This window comes from Pseudomonas sp. SMN11, from assembly GCF_052041945.1.
Taxonomy (GTDB): Bacteria; Pseudomonadota; Gammaproteobacteria; order Pseudomonadales; family Pseudomonadaceae; genus Aquipseudomonas.
Genome location: NZ_JBKGGW010000008.1, coordinates 99,874 through 118,542, shown reverse-complemented (window position 1 = coordinate 118,542; position 18,669 = coordinate 99,874). Strand labels below are relative to the sequence as shown.

The 18,669-nt window shown below is 62.8% G+C and carries 12 protein-coding genes; 9 read left to right on the top strand and 3 right to left on the bottom strand.

The genetic code is table 11. The features are described from left to right. Positions 1 to 69: 69 nt before the first annotated feature. A complete protein-coding gene (locus tag ACLEJU_RS10365) occupies positions 70 to 768 on the bottom strand; it encodes a FadR/GntR family transcriptional regulator (RefSeq protein WP_435422978.1) in 699 nt (232 codons plus the stop codon). A gap of 259 nt (positions 769 to 1,027) precedes the next feature. On the opposite strand from ACLEJU_RS10365, the gene ACLEJU_RS10360 reads away from it, so the two are divergent. Both ACLEJU_RS10360 and gudD read left to right on the top strand, forming a co-directional pair. Continuing rightward, entirely contained in the window at positions 1,028 to 2,380 is a 1,353-nt protein-coding gene (locus tag ACLEJU_RS10360) for an MFS transporter (RefSeq protein ID WP_435422977.1), read from the top strand. A 19-nt stretch (positions 2,381 to 2,399) separates the two neighbouring features. Continuing rightward, complete coding sequence (gene gudD, locus ACLEJU_RS10355) at positions 2,400 to 3,755, top strand: glucarate dehydratase (protein WP_435422976.1); 1,356 nt, start codon at positions 2,400 to 2,402, stop codon at positions 3,753 to 3,755. 157 nt (positions 3,756 to 3,912) lie between these two features. Here gudD and ACLEJU_RS10350 read toward each other — a convergent pair whose 3' ends face one another. Continuing rightward, positions 3,913 to 4,800, bottom strand: a complete 888-nt coding sequence (locus ACLEJU_RS10350; protein ID WP_435422975.1) for a LysR substrate-binding domain-containing protein — start codon at positions 4,798 to 4,800, stop codon at positions 3,913 to 3,915. Between the two features lie 99 nt (positions 4,801 to 4,899). Between ACLEJU_RS10350 and ACLEJU_RS10345 the strand changes: the two genes are divergently transcribed. The 3 genes from ACLEJU_RS10345 (at position 4,900) to gabP (ending at position 9,111) form a co-directional block, all read left to right on the top strand. After that, positions 4,900 to 5,850: a 2-hydroxyacid dehydrogenase gene (locus tag ACLEJU_RS10345; protein ID WP_435422974.1), complete on the top strand. Its 951-nt coding sequence runs from the start codon at positions 4,900 to 4,902 to the stop codon at positions 5,848 to 5,850. Positions 5,851 to 6,010: 160 nt separating this feature from the next. Continuing rightward, positions 6,011 to 7,354 (top strand): MFS transporter, encoded by a 1,344-nt coding sequence (locus ACLEJU_RS10340; protein ID WP_435422973.1) that lies wholly within the window; start codon positions 6,011 to 6,013, stop codon positions 7,352 to 7,354. Positions 7,355 to 7,719: 365 nt separating this feature from the next. Continuing rightward, positions 7,720 to 9,111, top strand: coding sequence for a GABA permease (gene gabP / locus ACLEJU_RS10335; protein WP_435422972.1), 1,392 nt, complete (start codon positions 7,720 to 7,722; stop codon positions 9,109 to 9,111). Positions 9,112 to 9,269: 158 nt separating this feature from the next. Here the strand turns inward: gabP and ACLEJU_RS10330 are convergent, their stop codons facing one another. Further along, complete coding sequence (locus ACLEJU_RS10330) at positions 9,270 to 10,133, bottom strand: LysR family transcriptional regulator (RefSeq protein ID WP_435422971.1); 864 nt, start codon at positions 10,131 to 10,133, stop codon at positions 9,270 to 9,272. 242 nt (positions 10,134 to 10,375) lie between these two features. Here ACLEJU_RS10330 and ACLEJU_RS10325 point away from each other — a divergent pair, with 242 nt between their 5' ends. The 4 genes from ACLEJU_RS10325 (at position 10,376) to ACLEJU_RS10310 (ending at position 18,642) form a co-directional block, all read left to right on the top strand. Beyond that, positions 10,376 to 11,899, top strand: a complete 1,524-nt coding sequence (locus ACLEJU_RS10325) for an MFS transporter (protein ID WP_435422970.1) — start codon at positions 10,376 to 10,378, stop codon at positions 11,897 to 11,899. A 710-nt stretch (positions 11,900 to 12,609) separates the two neighbouring features. Next, entirely contained in the window at positions 12,610 to 13,905 is a 1,296-nt protein-coding gene (locus tag ACLEJU_RS10320) for a hypothetical protein (RefSeq protein ID WP_435422969.1), read from the top strand. Next, positions 13,898 to 15,895, top strand: a complete 1,998-nt coding sequence (locus ACLEJU_RS10315) for a hypothetical protein (RefSeq protein ID WP_435422968.1) — start codon at positions 13,898 to 13,900, stop codon at positions 15,893 to 15,895. The genes ACLEJU_RS10320 and ACLEJU_RS10315 overlap by 8 nt, the downstream gene beginning before the upstream one ends. Continuing rightward, positions 15,892 to 18,642: a helicase-related protein gene (locus ACLEJU_RS10310; protein WP_435422967.1), complete on the top strand. Its 2,751-nt coding sequence runs from the start codon at positions 15,892 to 15,894 to the stop codon at positions 18,640 to 18,642. Before ACLEJU_RS10315 ends, ACLEJU_RS10310 begins: the two co-directional genes overlap by 4 nt. The last annotated feature ends 27 nt before the right edge of the window (positions 18,643 to 18,669 follow it).

The window sequence follows — 18,669 nt, the reverse complement described above, 5'->3', positions numbered from 1 at the left end:
CCCGCAAGCTTGAGGTCTGTGGTGATCCTGTGGGAGCGGGCATGCCCGCGAAGGGCTGCGCAGCAGCCCCTATTGCGGCAGCAGGCGATCCCGGCTGTTGGACAGGTGCAGGCAGATCGCCGCCCGTGCCGCATCCGGGTCCTGCCGGCGGATGGCATTGAGGATCGCCTCGTGCTCCAGGTTCGCCAAATAAGCATGCCGCGCCAGGTTGGCCCCCGCGCGTTCGGCCAGGGCCATGCGGTTACGCGGGATAAGGCCGTTGCCCAGCTGCGCCATCATCTGGCTGAAATACAGGTTGCCGGTGGCTTCGGCGATCAACAGGTGAAAACGCCGGTCTGCCTCGATGCAACTGTCACCGGCAGCCGCCAGGTCCTGGTAGTCATCCAGCGCCTTGCGCATGCGTGCCAGGTGCTCATCACTGCGGCGCACGGCGGCCAGGGCCGCCGCCTGGCCCTCCAGGCCGATGCGCAGCTCCAGCAGATCGCGCACGCTCGCCGCATTCTCCGCCCCTACGCGCAAACCCGCCTGGCCCTGGCGCTCCATCACGAAAGTGCCGATGCCGTGGCGCGGTTCCACCAGGCCTGAGGCCTGCAGCTTCGACAGCGCTTCGCGGACTACAGTGCGGCTGACGCCATGCTCGCGCACCAGGGTGTTTTCCGACGGCAGCTTGTCCCCCGGCTTGAAGGTACCTAGCAGGATTTGCTGGGTCAGGCTCGACACCAGGTCATGGGCGCGGCTGTGGCTGCGTTTGGCTGGGGATGTATCCATGGTGGATTTCACATAAGGTTAACTTGTACGACAAGTTAACCCGATAAAATATTTTCTGCCCGGTTTTTCTCTGCACGGTATCGAGCTGTTTAAAACAATCCCGGCACAATCGATGCAATTCTGCCATTTATAAGCTTGTATTTTGCTAATTAGGCGATATTCGGCATCTTGTCGTACAACCTCGCTACGCATATGCTCTGCCTACTGTCATGTCAGACAACTTCGACCCGCACAAAAACAATTAGTGGGAGATCCACAAGTGAACGACACCCTCGCTCCGTCTGCCCGGAATGAAGGCGACGCCTTGGCCAGTGCCGTGGCCAAGGTCAAGCGCCACGTCCTGCCGCTGTTCGTCATCATGTTCATCGTCAACTACCTCGACCGCGTCAACATCGGCTTCGTCCGCCCGCACCTGGAAAGCGACCTGGGCATCAGTGCCGCCGCCTTTGGTTTCGGCGCCGGGTTGTTCTTCATCGGCTACGCGCTGTTCGAGGTGCCCTCGAACATGCTGCTGCAAAAGGTCGGCGCGCGGCTGTGGCTGACCCGCATCATGTTCACCTGGGGCCTGGTGGCCACCGCCATGGCCTTCGTGCAGAACGAAACCCAGTTCTACGTGCTGCGCTTCCTGCTGGGCGTGGCCGAAGCGGGCTTCTTCCCTGGCGTGATCTACTACTTCACCCGCTGGCTGCCGGCCGCCGAGCGCGGCAAGGCGATTGCCATCTTCCTCAGCGGTTCAGCCTTGGCATCGCTGATTTCCGGGCCGCTGGCCGGCGCGCTGATGCAGATCCAGGGCCTGGGCCTGCACGGCTGGCAATGGATGCTGTTCATCGAAGGCATGGCCTCGGTGGCCCTGTGCTTCTTCGTGTTCTTCTGGCTCGACTCCAAGCCGCAGGATGCCAAGTGGTTGAGCCGGGCCGAACAGGAGGCGCTGGTGGCGACCATCGACCGTGAGCAGCAAGAGCGCGAAGCGGTCGGCGCGGTGAAGCCTTCGGCCTGGAGCCTGCTCAAGGACCGCCAGATCGTGCTGTTCTGCCTGATTTACTTCTGCATCCAGCTGACCATCTACGCCGCCACCTTCTGGCTGCCAAGCATCATCAAGCGCATGGGCGACCTCAGCGACCTGCAGGTCGGCTTCTTCAACTCGATCCCGTGGCTGATCTCGATCATCGCCATGTATGCCTTCGCCGCCGGTTCCACGCGCTGGAAGTTCCAGCAGGCCTGGGTGGCCGGTGCCTTGGTAGTCGCCGCCATCGGCATGTTCATGTCCACCACCGGCGGCCCGGTGTTCGCCTTCGTCGCCGTGTGCTTCGCCGCCATCGGCTTCAAGTCGGCCTCGTCGCTGTTCTGGCCGATTCCGCAAGGCTACCTGGACGCCCGTATCGCCGCAGCGGTGATCGCGCTGATCAACTCGGTCGGCAACCTCGGCGGCTTCGTCGCCCCCACCACCTTTGGCCTGCTCGAACAGCAGACCGGATCGATCCAGGGCGGGTTGTATGGCCTGGCCGTGACCTCGGTGCTGGCGGCCATCGCCATCTTCTTCGTACGCATTCGCCCGAAGGGCGCTCCTTCTGACGACCTCAAGGCGCCTTCGGCCTTGGGCCAGACCCACTGATGACTGCGAGACAACAACCATGAACATGCAGACCAATCCCGCCGTACACACTAGCACCCCGGTCGTGACCGAACTGCGCGTGATCCCCGTGGCTGGCCATGACAGCATGCTGCTCAACCTCAGTGGCGCCCATGGCCCGTACTTCACCCGCAACGTCGTGGTGCTGCGCGACAGTGCCGGCAACACCGGCCTTGGCGAAGTGCCTGGTGGCGAAAAAATTCGCCAGACCCTGGAGGACGCCCGCAGCCTGGTAGTCGGCCAGCCGATCGGCCATTACCAGCGCGTGCTCAACGCCATGCGCCAGACCTTCGCCAACCGCGACTGCGCCGGCCGCGGCCTGCAGACCTTCGACCTGCGCATCACAGTGCACGCGGTGACGGCCATCGAGTCGGCGCTGCTCGACCTGCTCGGCCAGCACCTCAATGTGCCGATGGCGGCACTGCTCGGCGAAGGCCAGCAGCGCGAGGCGGTGAAGATGCTCGGCTACCTGTTCTATATCGGCGACCGCCAGCAGACCGACCTGGCCTACCGCAACGAAGCCGACGCCGACGACGACTGGTTCCGCCTGCGCCACGAAAAGGCCCTGACCCCGGAAGCGGTGGTGCGCCTGGCCGAAGCCGCCAAGCAGCGCTATGGCTTCAGCGACTTCAAGCTCAAGGGCGGCGTGTTGCGGGGCGAGGAGGAAATGGAAGCGGTGACGGCCCTGGCCGAACGCTTCCCTGAAGCGCGTATCACCCTCGACCCGAACGGCGCCTGGTCGCTGAAAGAAGCCATCGCCCTGTGCCGCGACAAGCATGATGTGTTGGCCTACGCCGAAGATCCGTGCGGTGCCGAGAACGGCTACTCGGGCCGTGAGGTGATGGCCGAGTTCCGCCGTGCCACCGGCCTGCCGACGGCCACCAACATGATCGCCACCGACTGGCGACAGATGGGCCATGCGATCCAGTTGCAGTCGGTGGACATCCCCTTGGCCGACCCACACTTCTGGACCTTGCAGGGTTCGGTGCGGGTGGCGCAGATGTGCAATGACTGGGGCCTGACCTGGGGCTCGCACTCGAACAACCACTTCGACATTTCGCTGGCGATGTTCACCCAGGTGGCTGCGGCGGCGCCGGGTGAGATCACCGCCATCGATACTCACTGGATCTGGCAGGACGGCCAGCGCCTGACCCGTGAGCCGCTGCGTATTGTTGACGGCCATGTGCGGGTGCCGGAGCGGCCGGGGCTGGGGGTGGAGCTGGATGAAGACCAGCTGGCCAAGGCCCATGAGTGCTACCGCAACATGGGGCTGGGGGCGCGGGATGACAGCGTGGCGATGCAGTTCCTGATTCCCGGTTGGAGTTTCGACAACAAGCGGCCTTGCCTGGTGCGCTAAAACATCGGGCCTGCCGGCGCCTGTAGGAGCGGCCTTGTGTCGCGAAAGGGCTGCAAAGCAGCCCCAGGATGCCAGCGCAGATGCATGAATTGCCGGGGCTGCTTTGCAGCCCTTTCGCGACACAAGGCCGCTCCCACAAAAAGCAGTGCAGCTCAGGTCATTCAGCCTCGAAGAACGCCCGCGCCATCGCTACAAAGCCCCCCAGTACCGGGTTCGGGTTATCCCGGCAAAACGCCAGAAAGATCTCCGCCTGCTGTTCCATCCCCACCAACGGCTTGAACACCACCTGCTCCAGGCGCAACGCCTGCGCCGAAGCTGGCACCACCGCACAGCCCAGCCCGACATTGACCAAGCCCAGGATCGAATGCGTCTGCCCCAGCTGATGCAGGTACCGCGGCTGCACCTCATGCCGAGCAAACAGGTTGGCAATGCGGTCATGGAAGTAGCGCCCTTCGTTGGCGCTGTACATCACGAACGGCTGCTCATCGAAATCGCTTGGCCTGAGCCGCTCGCGTGCCGCCAGCGCATGCCCGGCGGGCAGGGCGGCGACGAAGGGTTCGCGGTGGATCGGCAGGTATTCGACGCGTGCGCTGGGCAGCACCTGGCGCACCAGGCCAACATCGATCAGCCCGGCTTCCAGGTCATGCACCTGGGTGGACGACACGCGCTCACTGAGCACCAGTTCGATATCCGGCAAGCTCTGCCCGGCGTGTACCAGCAAGCGCGGGATCATGCTGTAGGCGCCGACGGCAGTGAAGCCCAGGGTCAGGCGGCCGGCTTCGCCATGGGCGATACGCCGCGCTGACTGGCTGGCTGATTCAGCGATTTGCAGGATGCGCCGGGCATCTTCGAGAAAGCTTTGCCCGGCCAGGGTCAGGCGCGCCTGGCGGTTGTTGCGCTCCAGCAACAGCACCCCGAGGGAATGTTCCAGCAGCTGGATCTGCCTGCTCAGCGGCGGCTGGGTCATGTGCAGGCGGGTGGCGGCGCGGCCGAAATGCAGCTCTTCGGCGACGGCCACGAAGCAGCGCAGCTGGTGCAGCTCCATGATTCAATTCCTGAATTATTTGATCCAGCATCTATATTAGACCTGTATCAAATGCGGGCCTAGCATCGAGTCATGTCTTCGAACTGCCGGATGCCCACGATGAACAACAAGCCCATCGACGTGTTGCTGACCCAATCCGTACCAGAGGCCATCGATGCCCAGTTGGTCAGCGCCTATCACGTGCATCGCCTATATCAGCATGACCACCCGCAACAGCTGCTTGCCGAAGTTGGTCCGCGCATTCGCGCTGTGGTCACCGGTGGCGCCAAGGGCCTGTCGAACGCGCTGATGGACCAGTTGCCCGCCCTCGAGATCATTGCCATCAGCGGTATCGGAACCGATGCTGTGGACCTGCGCCACGCGGCCAGCCGCGGCATCCATGTCACCACCACCCCGGGCGTGCTCACCGCCGATGTGGCCGACCTGGCCATGGGCCTGATCATCAGCACCTTGCGCCGCCTGGGCGAGGGTGAGCGGCTGGTGCGCGACGGATTGTGGGGCACGGTCAACCTGCCGTTGGCGCGCAGGGTCAGCGGCATCGAACTGGGCATCGTCGGGCTGGGCGAGGTCGGTAAGGCTATTGCTCGGCGCGCCGCTGCATTCGACATGTGCATTGCCTACAACGGGCGGCATGAGCAGCCGGAAACCGGTTACCGCTACGAGGCCGACCTGGTCGAGTTGGCGCGCTCGGTGGATGTGCTGGTGGTGGCGGCTTCTGCCGATGGCGGCCAGGTGCTGGTGACGGCCGAGGTGCTCGATGCGCTGGGGCCGGAGGGGTACCTGGTCAATGTGGCCCGCGGCAAGTTGGTCGATGAGGACGCGCTGGTCCAGGCATTGCGTGAACAGCGTATCGCCGGGGCCGGGCTGGATGTGTTCGTCGATGAGCCCTATGTGCCCCCGGCGTTGCGTGACCTGAACCAGGTCGCCCTGCAGCCCCATCGCGGCAGCGCCACGCTGCAGACCCGGTTGGAGATGGGGCGCATGGTTTTGCAGAACCTGGAGGCCTGTTTTCGAGGCGAGGTGCCGCCGAATCGGGTGATCGACCTTTAGGGCCTCTTCGCGGGGCAAGCCCGCTCCTACAAAGGCTGGTGAAGTCCTGTAGGAACGGGCTTGCCCCGCGAAGAGGCCGGCACAGGCAACACAAGGCCCCCAGGGCCACACCTTCTCCGCACAAGAACAATCGCTTCCACCGAGAAGCAAGAGGGTCCACATGAACAGCAAATCCGCCGTCGCCGCACCGCAGGCCGTGGCCGGGATCGGTCGCCATCGCTTCCTGGTCCTGGCGTTGATCTTTGTCATCACCGTCATCAACTACGCCGACCGCGCCACCTTGTCGATCACCGGCACCGAAGTCCTGAAAGACCTGGGCCTGGACCCGGTGATGCTGGGCATGATCTTCTCGGCCTTCGCCTGGGCCTACGCCCTGGGCCAGGTCCCCGGCGGCTGGCTGCTCGACCGCTTCGGCGCGCGCCGGGTGTATGGCGTCAGCCTGATCCTCTGGTCATTGTTCACCCTGCTGCAAGGCACGGTCGGCTGGCTGGGCCTGGCCGGCGTGTCGGCGGCGGTGGCGCTGTTCTCCATGCGTTTCATGCTTGGCCTGGTGGAGTCACCGGCATTCCCGGCCAACTCGCGCATTGTCAGCTGCTGGTTCCCCACCCGTGAGCGCGGCACGGCTTCCGCCTTGTTCAACTCGGCGCAGTACATGGCGGTGGTGGTATTCGCCCCGCTGATGGCGTGGATGACCCACAGCCTGAGCTGGGAGCAGGTGTTCATCTGGATGGGCGTGCTGGGGTTGGCGCTGAGCGTGGTGTGGTTCCGCCTATATCACGAACCGCACAGCGCGCCTGGGCTGAGCCGCGAAGAGCTGGACTACATGCGCGAGGGCGGCGCCCTGGTCGACCTGGAAAAGGAACGCAAGACGGCCAAGAGCAAACCGACCCGCGCCGAGATCGCGCAGCTGTTCACCAGCCGTAACCTGTGGGCGGTGTACCTCGGCCAGTACTGCATCACCGCGCTCACCTACTTCTTCATCACCTGGTTCCCGATCTACCTGATCAAGGGCCGTGGCATGTCCATCATGGAAGCCGGCTGGGTCGCCGCGCTGCCAGCCATCTGCGGCTTCACTGGCGGCATTCTCGGCGGCTTCGTTTCGGACTACCTGATCCGCCGCGGCGTGCACCCGTCCAAGGCGCGCAAGACCCCGTTCGTGATTGGCATGGCATTGTCCACCAGCCTGGTGCTGGCCAACTATGTGGAGGGCAACGCCGCAGTGATCGCCCTGATGACCCTGGCCTTCTTCGGTAAGGGCCTGGCGGCGGTGGGCTGGGCGGTGCTGTCGGATGTGGCGCCGAAGAAGATGGTCGGCCTGTGCGGAGGCGTGTTCAACGGCATCGGCAACATTGCTGGCATCGTCACCCCGCTGGTGATCGGTTACGTGGTCGCCAGCACCGGCTCGTTCCACAACGCACTCTGGTTCGTGGCCGCCCATGGCGTGCTGGGGATCTTCGCTTACCTGTTGCTGGCCAGGCGCTTCGAGCGTACCGGGCAGGCGTAGGCAGACGCCTGAGCAGCAGAGGCCCCGGGAGACCGGGGCTTTTTTGTGCCCGCTGGAAACACATTCAAATGAAAAACTAAAGCGCCAGATGGACCCCTGACGTGATCGGATATGCCATTCGCGACATCTGGCGTTTATGGAAATGCGCTGTCGTGATCGAACAGTTCCGAGGCGTTCTCGTGTAATTTCCCACAGCCTCGCGGGGCTTAAATGAAGCCCGAACTGCAACGGCATCTTGCTCTGTGACGTGTGCCAAAGATCAACAACAGCGCACCAGCAACGTGTCGACTTATTGATTTGAAAGGAGATATTTTCGCCTACGCCTGCCCGCCCTTCCTTGTGTCAGCAAAAAGAGAACAAGATCAATGAACACCGTGGGATCTGATGGCAACCTTGCACAAGGTTTCAAGCCGCGTCATGTAACGATGCTGTCCATTGCGGGCATCATCGGTGCCGGACTTTTCGTAGGCTCAGGGCACGCCATTGCGGCGGCCGGGCCAGCCACCATTATTTCGTACTTCGTGGCCGGGACCCTGGTGGTACTGGTCATGCGCATGCTCGGCGAAATGGCCGTGGCACACCCGGACACGGGATCGTTCTCCACCTACGCTGACCAGGCCATCGGCCGCTGGGCCGGCTATACCATCGGTTGGTTGTACTGGTGGTTCTGGGTGCTGGTGATCCCGATCGAGGCACTGGCGGCAGGGCATGTGCTCAACGCCTGGTTCCCCGATATCCCCAGCTGGATCTTCGCCCTCGCTTCGGTGCTGTTGCTGGCGGGTACCAATCTGTTCAGCGTGGCCAAGTACGGCGAGTTCGAGTTCTGGTTCGCCATCCTCAAGGTCACCGCGATTCTCGGCTTCATCGGCCTCGGCTTCGCCGCGCTGATGGGCTGGCTGCCCAACCGTGAGGTCAGTGGTTTGAGCGGCTTGATCGCCGAGCACGGCGGCTTTGCGCCAAAGGGCTGGTCTGCAGTCATCGGTGCGTTCATCACCGTGATGTTCAGCTTCATCGGCACTGAAGCCGTGACCATCGCCGCGTCCGAATCCAGCGACCCGTCGCGCAACATCGCCAAGGCCACCCGCTCGGTGATCTGGCGCATCAGCACCTTCTACATCCTGTCGATCTTCGTGATCATCTCGGTGGTGCCGTGGAACGACCCGCAGCTGGCAGTGGTGGGTTCGTACCAGCGCGCACTGGAAATCATGAACATCCCCAACGCTGCGTTCATGGTCGACTTGGTGGTGCTGGTGGCCGTGACCAGCTGCATGAACTCGTCGATCTACATCGCTTCGCGGATGATGTATTCGCTGGCCAAGCGCGGCGACGCCCCGGCGTTCCTCAACAAGACCTCCAAGGTCGGTGTGCCCCGTGCTGCGGTGTTCGGCAGCACCTTGATCGGCGCCGCCATTGCCGTGCTGAACTACTTCGCACCCAAGGGCGTGTTCGAGTTCCTGCTGGCCAGCTCCGGCGCCATCGCGCTGCTGGTGTACATGGTCATCGCCATCTCCCAGCTGCGCATGCGCCGCCGGCTGGAGCGCGAAAATACCGAGTTGAAGTTCCGCATGTGGCTATTCCCGTACCTGACCTGGGCGGTGATCATCTTCATCGCCGGCGCGCTGGCGGTGATGATGTACACGCCTGAACACCGGGCGGAAGTGAGTTCGACCTTGGGCCTGGCGATCGTGATTTCCTTCCTGGGGATCGTGACCTCGCGGGGCCATGCGCAAACGGTGGGGGCGCGGTCGATGGGGTGATTGAGTTCACCTTGCAACAAGGGCAGGGGCACCAGTGGATGGGTGCCCTTGTTTTTTGTGTCAGCACTGCTGTCACAAGTGCAGCAGAAAAGTAGTCGCACCGGTGGTGCGACAATTGGATAAAAGTCTCACCAGTGGCGAGACAATTTATTCGAGGTCTAGTCGCTTACCAACTCGATGTACCTATTCACAGCTGGCGCTTTCTCGAAGCGCCGGTGGACCAGGCTCAACCACGAGCTGGCCTGGCAATCGGCAATGCGCCGGTAGTTCACCTGCGGCAGGCTGATGCGCTGCACCACCGACTCCGGCACCACGGCGATCCCTTGCCCCAGTGACACCAAGGTAATCACCGCCACCAGGCTGCCAGGTTGAGGCCCCAGCCGCGGGATAAAGCCACCCTGCGCCGCCACCTCCAGCGTGCCGGAAATTTGCTCGGGCAGGATGAAGGTTTCGTTGACCAGGCGTGCGGCCGGAATCTGCGCCAGTTCGTTGATCCGCGAACTGGCGGGCAGGGCGAGCACGAAGCCTTCCTGATGCAGGGCGATGGCTTCGAGTTCTTCCGGCAGCTCCATCGGCGAGCGTACATAAGCCATGTCGAGCAAGCCATCACGCACCATGCCCGGCAGCTCGGCCATGGGCAGTTCACGAATGTTTAGGCGCACCCCGGGATGCGCATCGCTGAAGCTGACCACCTGCCGCTGCAGCATGCCCGAGTACGCCGCCGACGCCACATAGCCCAGCTCGATACGCCCGCTGTCACCCCGCCCGGCACGCTGCGCGCCCAGCTGCGCGGCATCGAACTGGCGCACTGCATGCTCGGCTTCGATCAGCAACGCCTGGCCGGCGGCGGTGAGGTTCACTTCACGCTGATTGCGCTCGAACAGCCGCACGCCCAGCTCGCGCTCCATGTCCTGGATCTGCCGGCTGAGGGTGGGCGGGGCGATGCCCAGCTGCTCGGCGGCACGGGTGAAGTGGCCGTGGCGAGCGACGCAGAGGAAGTAGCGGAAGTGACGGATCTCCATGCGGTGTTACCTGCAGGCTAATGATGCTGTCCGTTGAGGCTAACAAGCTTCGGGCCCGAAGGCATTAAGGTGATTCCAACCTGCAGGGGACCGCTGCGCGGTCCATCGCAGGCAAGCCAGCTCCCACAGGTACAGCACAAGACTCAAGGGCGACGCTGTACTTGTGGGAGCCGCGCTTGCCGGCGATGGGCTGCAAAGCAGCCCCGGCGATCTGGCAGACAAACGATTACCGGAGCCCAACAATGCCCTCAGCCCGCTTCACCCTGCTCACCGCCTCCCTGGTCTGCGCCCTGATCATCCTCGACACCAACATCGTCGCCGTCAGCCTACCGAGCATCGCCCGCGACCTGTCCGGCTCGTTCGCCGATATCGAATGGGTAGTCAGCGCCTACCTCCTGGCCTTCGCCGCCTGCCTGCTGCCCGCCGGCGGCCTGGCCGACCGCTTCGGCCGCCAGCGCATGCTGCTGATCGGCCTGGCCGTATTCGGCATCGCCTCGCTCGCCTGCGGCGCCGCCCCCAGCCTGCTGTTCCTCGACCTGGCCCGGGCAGCCAAAGGCATAGGCGCGGCCATGCTGCTGACCGCGGCCCTGGCCGCCATCGGCCATCGCTTCCACGAACCACAGGAACGCATGCGCGCCTGGGCCTTCTGGGGCGCCTGCATGGGCGCGACCATCACCTTCGCGCCGCTGCTCGGCGGCGTGATCGCCAGCACCCTCGGCTGGCGCTGGATCTTCTACATCAACCTGCCATTGGTCGCGGTGCTGGCGCTGATGGTGCTGCGCAGCATCGAAGAGTCCCGCGACAGCGATGCCGCGCGGCTCGACCCGATGGGCAGCCTGACCTTCGCCGGCAGCCTGGGCTGCCTGATCTGGGCGATGATCGAGGCCAACCAGGTGGGCTGGAGCAGTGTCGATACGCTCGGGCGGCTGCTGATCAGTGTGTTCCTGTTTGGGCTGTTCATCATGGTTGAGCGGAGCCAGGAGAGGCCGATGATCGACCTGCAATTGATGCGCAGCGGGCGCTTCATTGGGGCCTTGCTGGGGATGTTTGCTTACGCCGCTTGTGCGCAGGTGATGATGACGTTGTTGCCGTTGTATCTGCAGAACGGGTTGCAGTTGTCGGCGCTGGCGGCGGGGGCGGGGATGTTGCCGTTTGCGGTGGCGATGTTGCTGACGCCGCGGTGGGGGATGCGACTGGCTGGGCGGTTGAGTCCGGCGCAGGTATTTGCACTGGGGTTGGTGTTGGTGGGGGTGGGAAATCTGCTGTGTGCCTGGGCTGTGGGTGTTGGGGGGTATTGGGCGTTTGCCTTGGCCAGTCTGGTTTTGGGGGCGGGGGCTGGGCTGCTTAATGGGGATACGCAGAAGAACATCATGGCGTGTGTGCCACGGGAGCGGACGGGGATGGCTTCGGGGTTGAGTACGACTACGCGGTTTGGGGCGATTGTGCTTGCTATCGGTATCTTCGGCGGGGTGTTGGCCGCACGGGGTGAGCAGTTGTTGCGCCAGGCATTGCAGCAGGTGGCGCCGGATCAGTTGGGCAATGTTAGCGCGATGGCCACACGCGTGGCTGCGGGTGATGTGCCTGCGGCACTGGCGATGGTCGAGCCGAGTTTGCGCGATGCTGTGGCGCCCTTGGCGTTGCAGGCGTTCATGGGTGGGTTCCAGGCGATGCTGCTCTGCGCCGGCAGCGCAGCATTGGTACTCGCTGTGCTCGTCGGCGCGCTGCTGAGCCGTCCACTTGAGCCAATCATCCAGCAAGCTGCCTAGTGGGGATTGAGAACTTGGTATTTAACTCAGAGCATCCGTGTCGCCTTGTCCGACCGCTGGGCCGCGACGCTTCTCGACTCGGATGTCGAATTGGTCTTGTACCATCCTGAGTCCTTTGAATACGCCCAGGCTGCCGAATTTGTACATGGAATTTAGAATCCGGTAGCCCACATCGGACGACGGTTTGAAAATATCAAAGAGCAGAAACAGTACGAGCCCAAAGGTGAAAAAAACTAATCCGATGGTGAGTGACCAAATAAGTCGGATTAATGCAGTGACCATAAACATGGTTTGATTTCCTATCGCGTGTGATGGGTGAGTAGTTTGTGCTTCGTTCAGCGGCAGTGTTGCGGCTGGCCAGCGCTTGCTGTGCGATTTTTCGGCCCTTGGCAAAGCGTTCGGTCCACAGTTGCTGCCTGGTGGCAGTTGGCGCTGAGGCCTCCCTGGCCAGGGAACTCAAACCTGCTCCAATTGTTTACCTGTATGAACAGACAACGTGGACGTGGTTGGTCATTTTGCTTAGGGTATGGCGATTCGATACTACCCGCAAGGCGGCTTGCATGGGTTGGATTGCGCGCGAATTATGGGCCGGTCTGGCTCAACAGCGGAGGGCGCCTGCAAACAGGCGCCCTTATTTTTTGCACCGGTATGCAAGAGCATGAGCACGGGCCGCTGTAATGGGCCCCGCAAAGTGAATCAAGGATCGAACAATGGCATTTCAGTGGGGAATTCTCGGGCCGGGCGCGGTGCAGAGCACGCGTCGTACGCGCACGCTAGGGCTCGCAGCGAGCACAAGGCTTTTCAACGAGCTTGCGGTACCAGGGCTGGGCGGGGTCTGGTTTGGCAAGCAGCTGTTACTTCCGACGCTTGGTGTATTGGTGGCCCAGAGGGCTCAGGCACAAGGGCAAAGGGTATCGAAGATTGCGGTTGCCAATGCGATCGAGGCGCTGGCCTGTTGGCTGGCCATCAACGGAGGCGACAGCGCAGCGGATGGTCGTGTCAAGGGCCGGACCAAGTTGGCCGGCCGCACCTTGGCGGATTTCACTTTCGCCAATGCGAGCCGCCCTGGTTTCTACGTGACGCAGCCGATGCGCATGGCCACGGTTGCGGCACTGCCTGCGCTGGGCCTGGTGGAAGCGTCAGGTAGCCGATTCAACAGCTACACCTCCAGCGACGCAGGAGTGAAGCTTATCGAATTAGCCACCCGCGACCTGCGACCTCACAACCGCGACCTTACCGACCATCTGTTGCGATGGGTGTGTGGCAACGAAGGCAGCATGGGAAGCCATACGCTCAAACGAGCACTTTCACCTCAGGAACCGCTGCCAGGCAGCGCTCGGACGTTCTTGCTGGAGCGTCTGTGCCAAGGGGCGTCTGGTCGTCCTGGCTGGGAGCGCCAGCGGCGCAGTGATGCACTGGCATGGGTGCGCTCGCATGGCCTCGACGCGCAACCGCAGGACTGGGACAAGCAACCGACTCAGATACAAGATGCCGAGCACTGGAGCGACATGCGCGCCGGAGCACGCTTCTTCGCCGCGCGGGATGCGGCCTACACGGTGCTGGATGAAGTGGAGGCCTTTCTCGCGACACCTGATGCTCGTTTCAATCTTGGCTCGCCGTTACCGACGAACATTCAAGCGTGCATGGCCGAATTGCGGGCCAAGGCGCAGGCCTTCCTTGAGCTTCGTCATGCTGACGAGGAGGCCACCACCTTCTGCCGGGAGGTTGTGGGTGAAGCACAAGACGAAGTGCTACAGCGGTTGGTTGGGCGCGATGGGCGGGTGTTGAAGATGGTGGGCCGTCAGGTGTGTGCCGGCCCCGCATTTCAACCGGGAAGCCAGGTAAATGCAGATACAGAGAGTGACCTGGATGAGGTGCCGGCCCCCGCGAGCACAGAGCCTGTGTGGCCCGAAAACATCTCAGGTCGAATTCGCAACCTTTGGTGGTTGAACCAGGACCTGACTGGGTTTGAAAGCTCGGGCCTGCAGGAGGTGGCCTATGGTTGAGCAGAATCGCAGCATCCCGTCTCTGGCCCAGTATTTTGACGCGCCGGACGATTACCTCGGGAGTTTTGGTTGGCTCTGCGGGTATTCGGCCGACGCCTTGTTCCTCAACGACGCCATCGAACGTTTTACCCGCGAGAGCCAGGCCCAGCGTGCGGCGCGGGGCAGTCTGTCGCTGGCGCTGATGCTCGACCCAGGGCACCCCGCCATTGACCCGGTCGAGGTGCCCGGTTTGGTGCACCTCCCCCTGCTGAGTCTGAACAGTCGCAAGTTCAGGTTGTTGCATGCCAAAGTGGCGTTGCTGGGGTTCAGGCACGTATGCGGAGATGGTCGCTGGCGGATCAGGTTACTGGTCTCCACGGGTAACTGGACGCGCCAAACGGTAGAGGACAGCCTGGATCTGGCCTGGTCCATAGACCTGAACATGGAGGAGGTCGCGGCGCCGAATGAAGAGGTTGCATTGCGATGTGCTGACGTGAAAGCGGCCACCTTGATGTTCCGCTATCTGCAAGGGCAGTTCGACCTGCGCCTGCTGGATGCATGCGTCGCCCAGCATCACGGCCCGACTCAGGAGGCCCGGGAGGCCCTGGACCACTGGTTGAACAAGTGCATCAAGCGTGCCGGTGGCAAGGTGCGTTTCCGTGACAATCGCCAGCGCTCTTTCCTGGCCCAGCTGCCTGACGCCATCAAAGACTGTGGCGCAGAAGGGGGACGTAACTATCTGGCGATGGCATCAGGCTTCTTCGAGTCTCAGCTCGGCGAACGGCAAGGTGCGGTGCCCAGTGTTCTGAACAGTATTGTCTCCCGACTGAGCGAGGAGAAGCTGCTGACCCGATCGGCGCGCATCAATCTATTCGTCAACCCGCTGGCGTGCCAGGGTGTCGCGGGTGCGTTGGATGCGCTCAATGCCCAGGGCTGGAAAGTGTGGCCTGCCGACCAGATGGAAGCCGTGTTCGGTAAACACGGCGGGCGAGCCTTGCATGCCAAGTTCCTGTTCAGTGCCGGAAGAAGAAGCGGCAGCGGTGCGTGCCTAAGCGCCTGGGTGTACCTTGGCTCGGGTAATTTGACCCATCCCGGTTTCGCCAGCCGCATGTCCACACAAGGTGGGAATCTTGAGGCAGGGGTGATCTTCGCACCCAAGGGACTGGAGTGGGGGGAGGGCGCAAACGCTGCGTCCACGATGGCGGTCGAGCGCTTTTTGCCCATTCGTCAGGCAGCTGAAATCACCTGTGGGGCAGGCTTGTGTGCTGGCGAACGCTTGCCGCCCGCCGAGGACGGCTTCATCGCGCCGCCTTTGGCCTGGTTGCAATGGTCGCCCACGCGCGATGGCGGGCATTTGCTGGCCCAGGGAGATGAGCTGACGCAGTGCGAGGTACTGAGTACTGCGGGCGAGGCATGCGCGGTGGATGATCAAGGTGTTGTCTGGCTGGGGCCACGGCCTCGCCAGGTGCGTTTGCGCTGGCTTGCGCAGGGTAATCGGTATGAATGCCAGGTGCCGGTCATGGATGAGTTTGGTCGGTTGGCCGCGGCACCGCTAACGGCCCTGGACTTCTCCGAAGCGTGGTGGGGGCTTGCGGAATTTCCAGCGGTGTATGACGGCATGGACGCGGAAGCCGAGGACATCGAGGCGGGCACTGAGAGCCAAGGCAAGGACGGTAAAGGGGCTGCGGTGGCTGCCTACCCGGTTCGGCAGATGATGGAGTTGCTGGAAAACATAGCCGACCGCCAGACCAGCCTTCTGCCTGCGGATTGGAAGGCCTGGTGTGCACGACTTGAGCAGACGCTGTCGCGAATCCGAGACAGTCAGGTACTGGAGTACTTCCGTGAACTGGGCCTGAACCCTGTAAGCCCTCTGCGAGTGTCTTCGTTCCGGCCTGCATTTGCGGAGAACTCAAGTTCCCCCGAGGGCGCTCTGTACGAACAGACGCTGGCGCGGTTGGAAGACCATTGGCAGACCGCCAACCTCCAGGACATCTCAGGAGACGCAGCATGAGGCGCAGCTTCGAAGGTTGGCGCACGGTCGCCGAGCATCTGCAAGCCTTGGCCGACGCGGGTGGACGCCAGGAGTGGACGTTGAACGAAGGCCAGTGCGCTAGTGTGCGTGCCCTGGCGACTCGGCTGCCCAACAACGGCGTGGTGATTGCCGACGAGGTCGGCATGGGCAAGACTCGCATTGCGATTGCATTGGCCCACAGTGTCATCAAGGCCGGAGGGCGGGTTGCCATTCTGGTGCCACCGGGCTTGGGTTTTCAGTGGCAGGACGAGCTTCGCGGTGGCGGGGTAGAGGCGCCTGCCTTGCTGCGCAGCCTCTGGCAGTTCCTTGAAGGTTGCCGTTCGCAGGGCGTTGCGCAAACGCCTTGGTTTGCGCAGAACCTGGTGATGATCTCCCATGCTTTTGCCAACTGGCGTCTCGGCGAAGACAGTAGCACCTGGCGCTGGGCCCTGCTCCCGGCACTGTACGCATTTTGGCGGCGTGCGACGACGGGGCGAGCGCCCAATGGATTCAACCCGTTGCAGGAAGGGCGGCAGCCCTGGCCGGAAAGAGGTTATGCGACGCTCGACGAGTGGTGGGTAGAGACCCCCTTGCAAGCTGCGCAGTCCATTGTCGGGTTCATCAAAAGCCTGCCGCAGGAGCACCCGGCACGCCGACAGATCAGCGACCTCTCTTCGAAAACGCCCTGGCCGGGTGTCATGGCACGTGCAGGATACCGGCGCGATCATGAGTTTGGTTTGCGTCCCGCTCTGGAACAGGCTGTCGGCCTCGGGCTGGGGGTGTTCGACCTGGTGATCATCGACGAAGCGCACAAGAGCCGTGGTGATGAAAGCGGCCTGTCACGGATGCTCGACAGTGTCGTCTTGCGCAGTGACGTCGCGCGCCGCGTTGCGTTGACCGCGACACCGGTCGAGCTGGATGCCAGTCAATGGCATCAGACGCTCGGGCGCATCGATGCGCAGGGCGTTGGTTATTCCGAGGCAGAGGGGGATATTTTCCAGCGATATTCACAAGCATGCGCCTGGGTGCGGGCGTGCCCGCACAACGAGCAGGCGCAGGATGTTTTCAAGCATGTCGCCGCACTGTTCCAGCAGGCTTTGAGGCCTTATCTATTGCGTCGCGACAAGCGCGAGCTCAAGTCGGTCCGGGACTATGCGGCCTGCAGCGGGGCACCTTTGCATGGCTACCGGCGCGAGCTGGAAATCCCCGTCGATACGCGAACCTTGTCCCCGGCCTGGAAGCAGGCAGTGTGCGCCGCGGAAGCGCTTTCGGTGGTTACCCGCCAGGCTGACGACCCACTCTCCAAGCGCTTGCGCTTGACCATAGGTAATGGCCACGGCATTGCAGCGTTACTCGACCATGGTAAGCAGGACGACGAGCGTGACGGCCAACAGCAAGAGTTGGATGGCGATATCACGACGCTCCCCGAACAGCCCGGTGCGTTAGGCAATCAGGACAAGAGACAACAGCGGGCCATCTGGTGGAAGTCGGTAATCGGCAAGGCGTTTCAGGCAAGTGACGATCCCCTGTTTGACCACCCGGCAATTTTGGCCGCAGTGACGGCCATCGAGGAGGTGACGCAGGGCTCGCGGCCATCGGCGGAAACGGAAAAGGTCTTGGTGTTTGGCCGCTTTACCGCACCGTTGCAGGCGATGGTCACATTGCTCAATGCCAGGGCCATGCTGCGTGCGTTGGACCGCGCAGAGCCCTGGGCCCAAGCCAAGGTGCATGATGACGAGTGGGCTGCAGTCCAAGCCGCGCATCGTCAACTCGAGCGTGTGGGTGTGCTTGAGCGCGCGCGCTTGGACCTTGAGTTGGAGAAACAGTACCGAGCGCTCGAGTCAAGCCGCCGCCAGGACCGGGAGCAACTGCTGCAGCTGCTTGAGCCTGGGTTGAGCAAGCGCCGGGCTCAACAGCTGTTTGTCCAGATGCGCCGCGCCATCGAACGCCATGAAGGAAGCGGTGATTCGCCGTTGGTACTGGTCGCCAAGGCGCTTCATGCGCTGACGCCCAAGCATGAGCATGACTCGCCGACGCACCTGGCCGAAGCGTTTGAAGAGCTTGTCGAAGCCCTGTGTGAGCGCGAGGAAGGTTACGAAGGGAGCGACGATCTGTTTGGGGCGCAGCAGGCCGAGCACGTGTGGAACCAACTTCAGGATCGCCTCAAGGATGAATTCAGCCGTCAGGAAGGTGGCTTTGCCCGCTTGATGTACGGTGGCACCCAAGCCCGAACCCGGCGTTTGATTCAGCTCGCGTTCAACCGGCCCCACAGCCACCCGCGTGTTCTGGTCGCCCAGTCCGTGGTCGGTCGGGAAGGTTTGAACCTGCACAAAGCTTGCAAGACGGTGGTGCTGTTGCATCCCGAGTGGAACCCAGGCGTCGTCGAGCAGCAGATTGGACGGGTGGACCGTGTCGGTAGTCTTTGGGAGCGCACACTGGAAAAAGCGCTGAGTGAGCCGGGTGCGCAGTTGCCTACCATTCAGGTGCGCCCGGTGGTGTTTCGCGGTACTTACGATGAAGGTAACTGGGCGGTACTGCGCGAGCGTTGGGATGACCTGCGGGCGCAGTTGCATGGTGTGGTGATATCCCCCTCACTCAAGCAAGCGGCAGGTCTGAGTGAGGATTTCGTGGACAACCTCAATGCTAGCGCTCCGAGCTTCAGCCCCCTGGGGGACGACGACGGATCGCCACGCCAGGAACCGTTTCCTCGGCCGGCGTGCAGGATGGTTCCAGAAGCCAGTTCTTGAAGGGTGCTGCCTGACTGCACTGCGGTC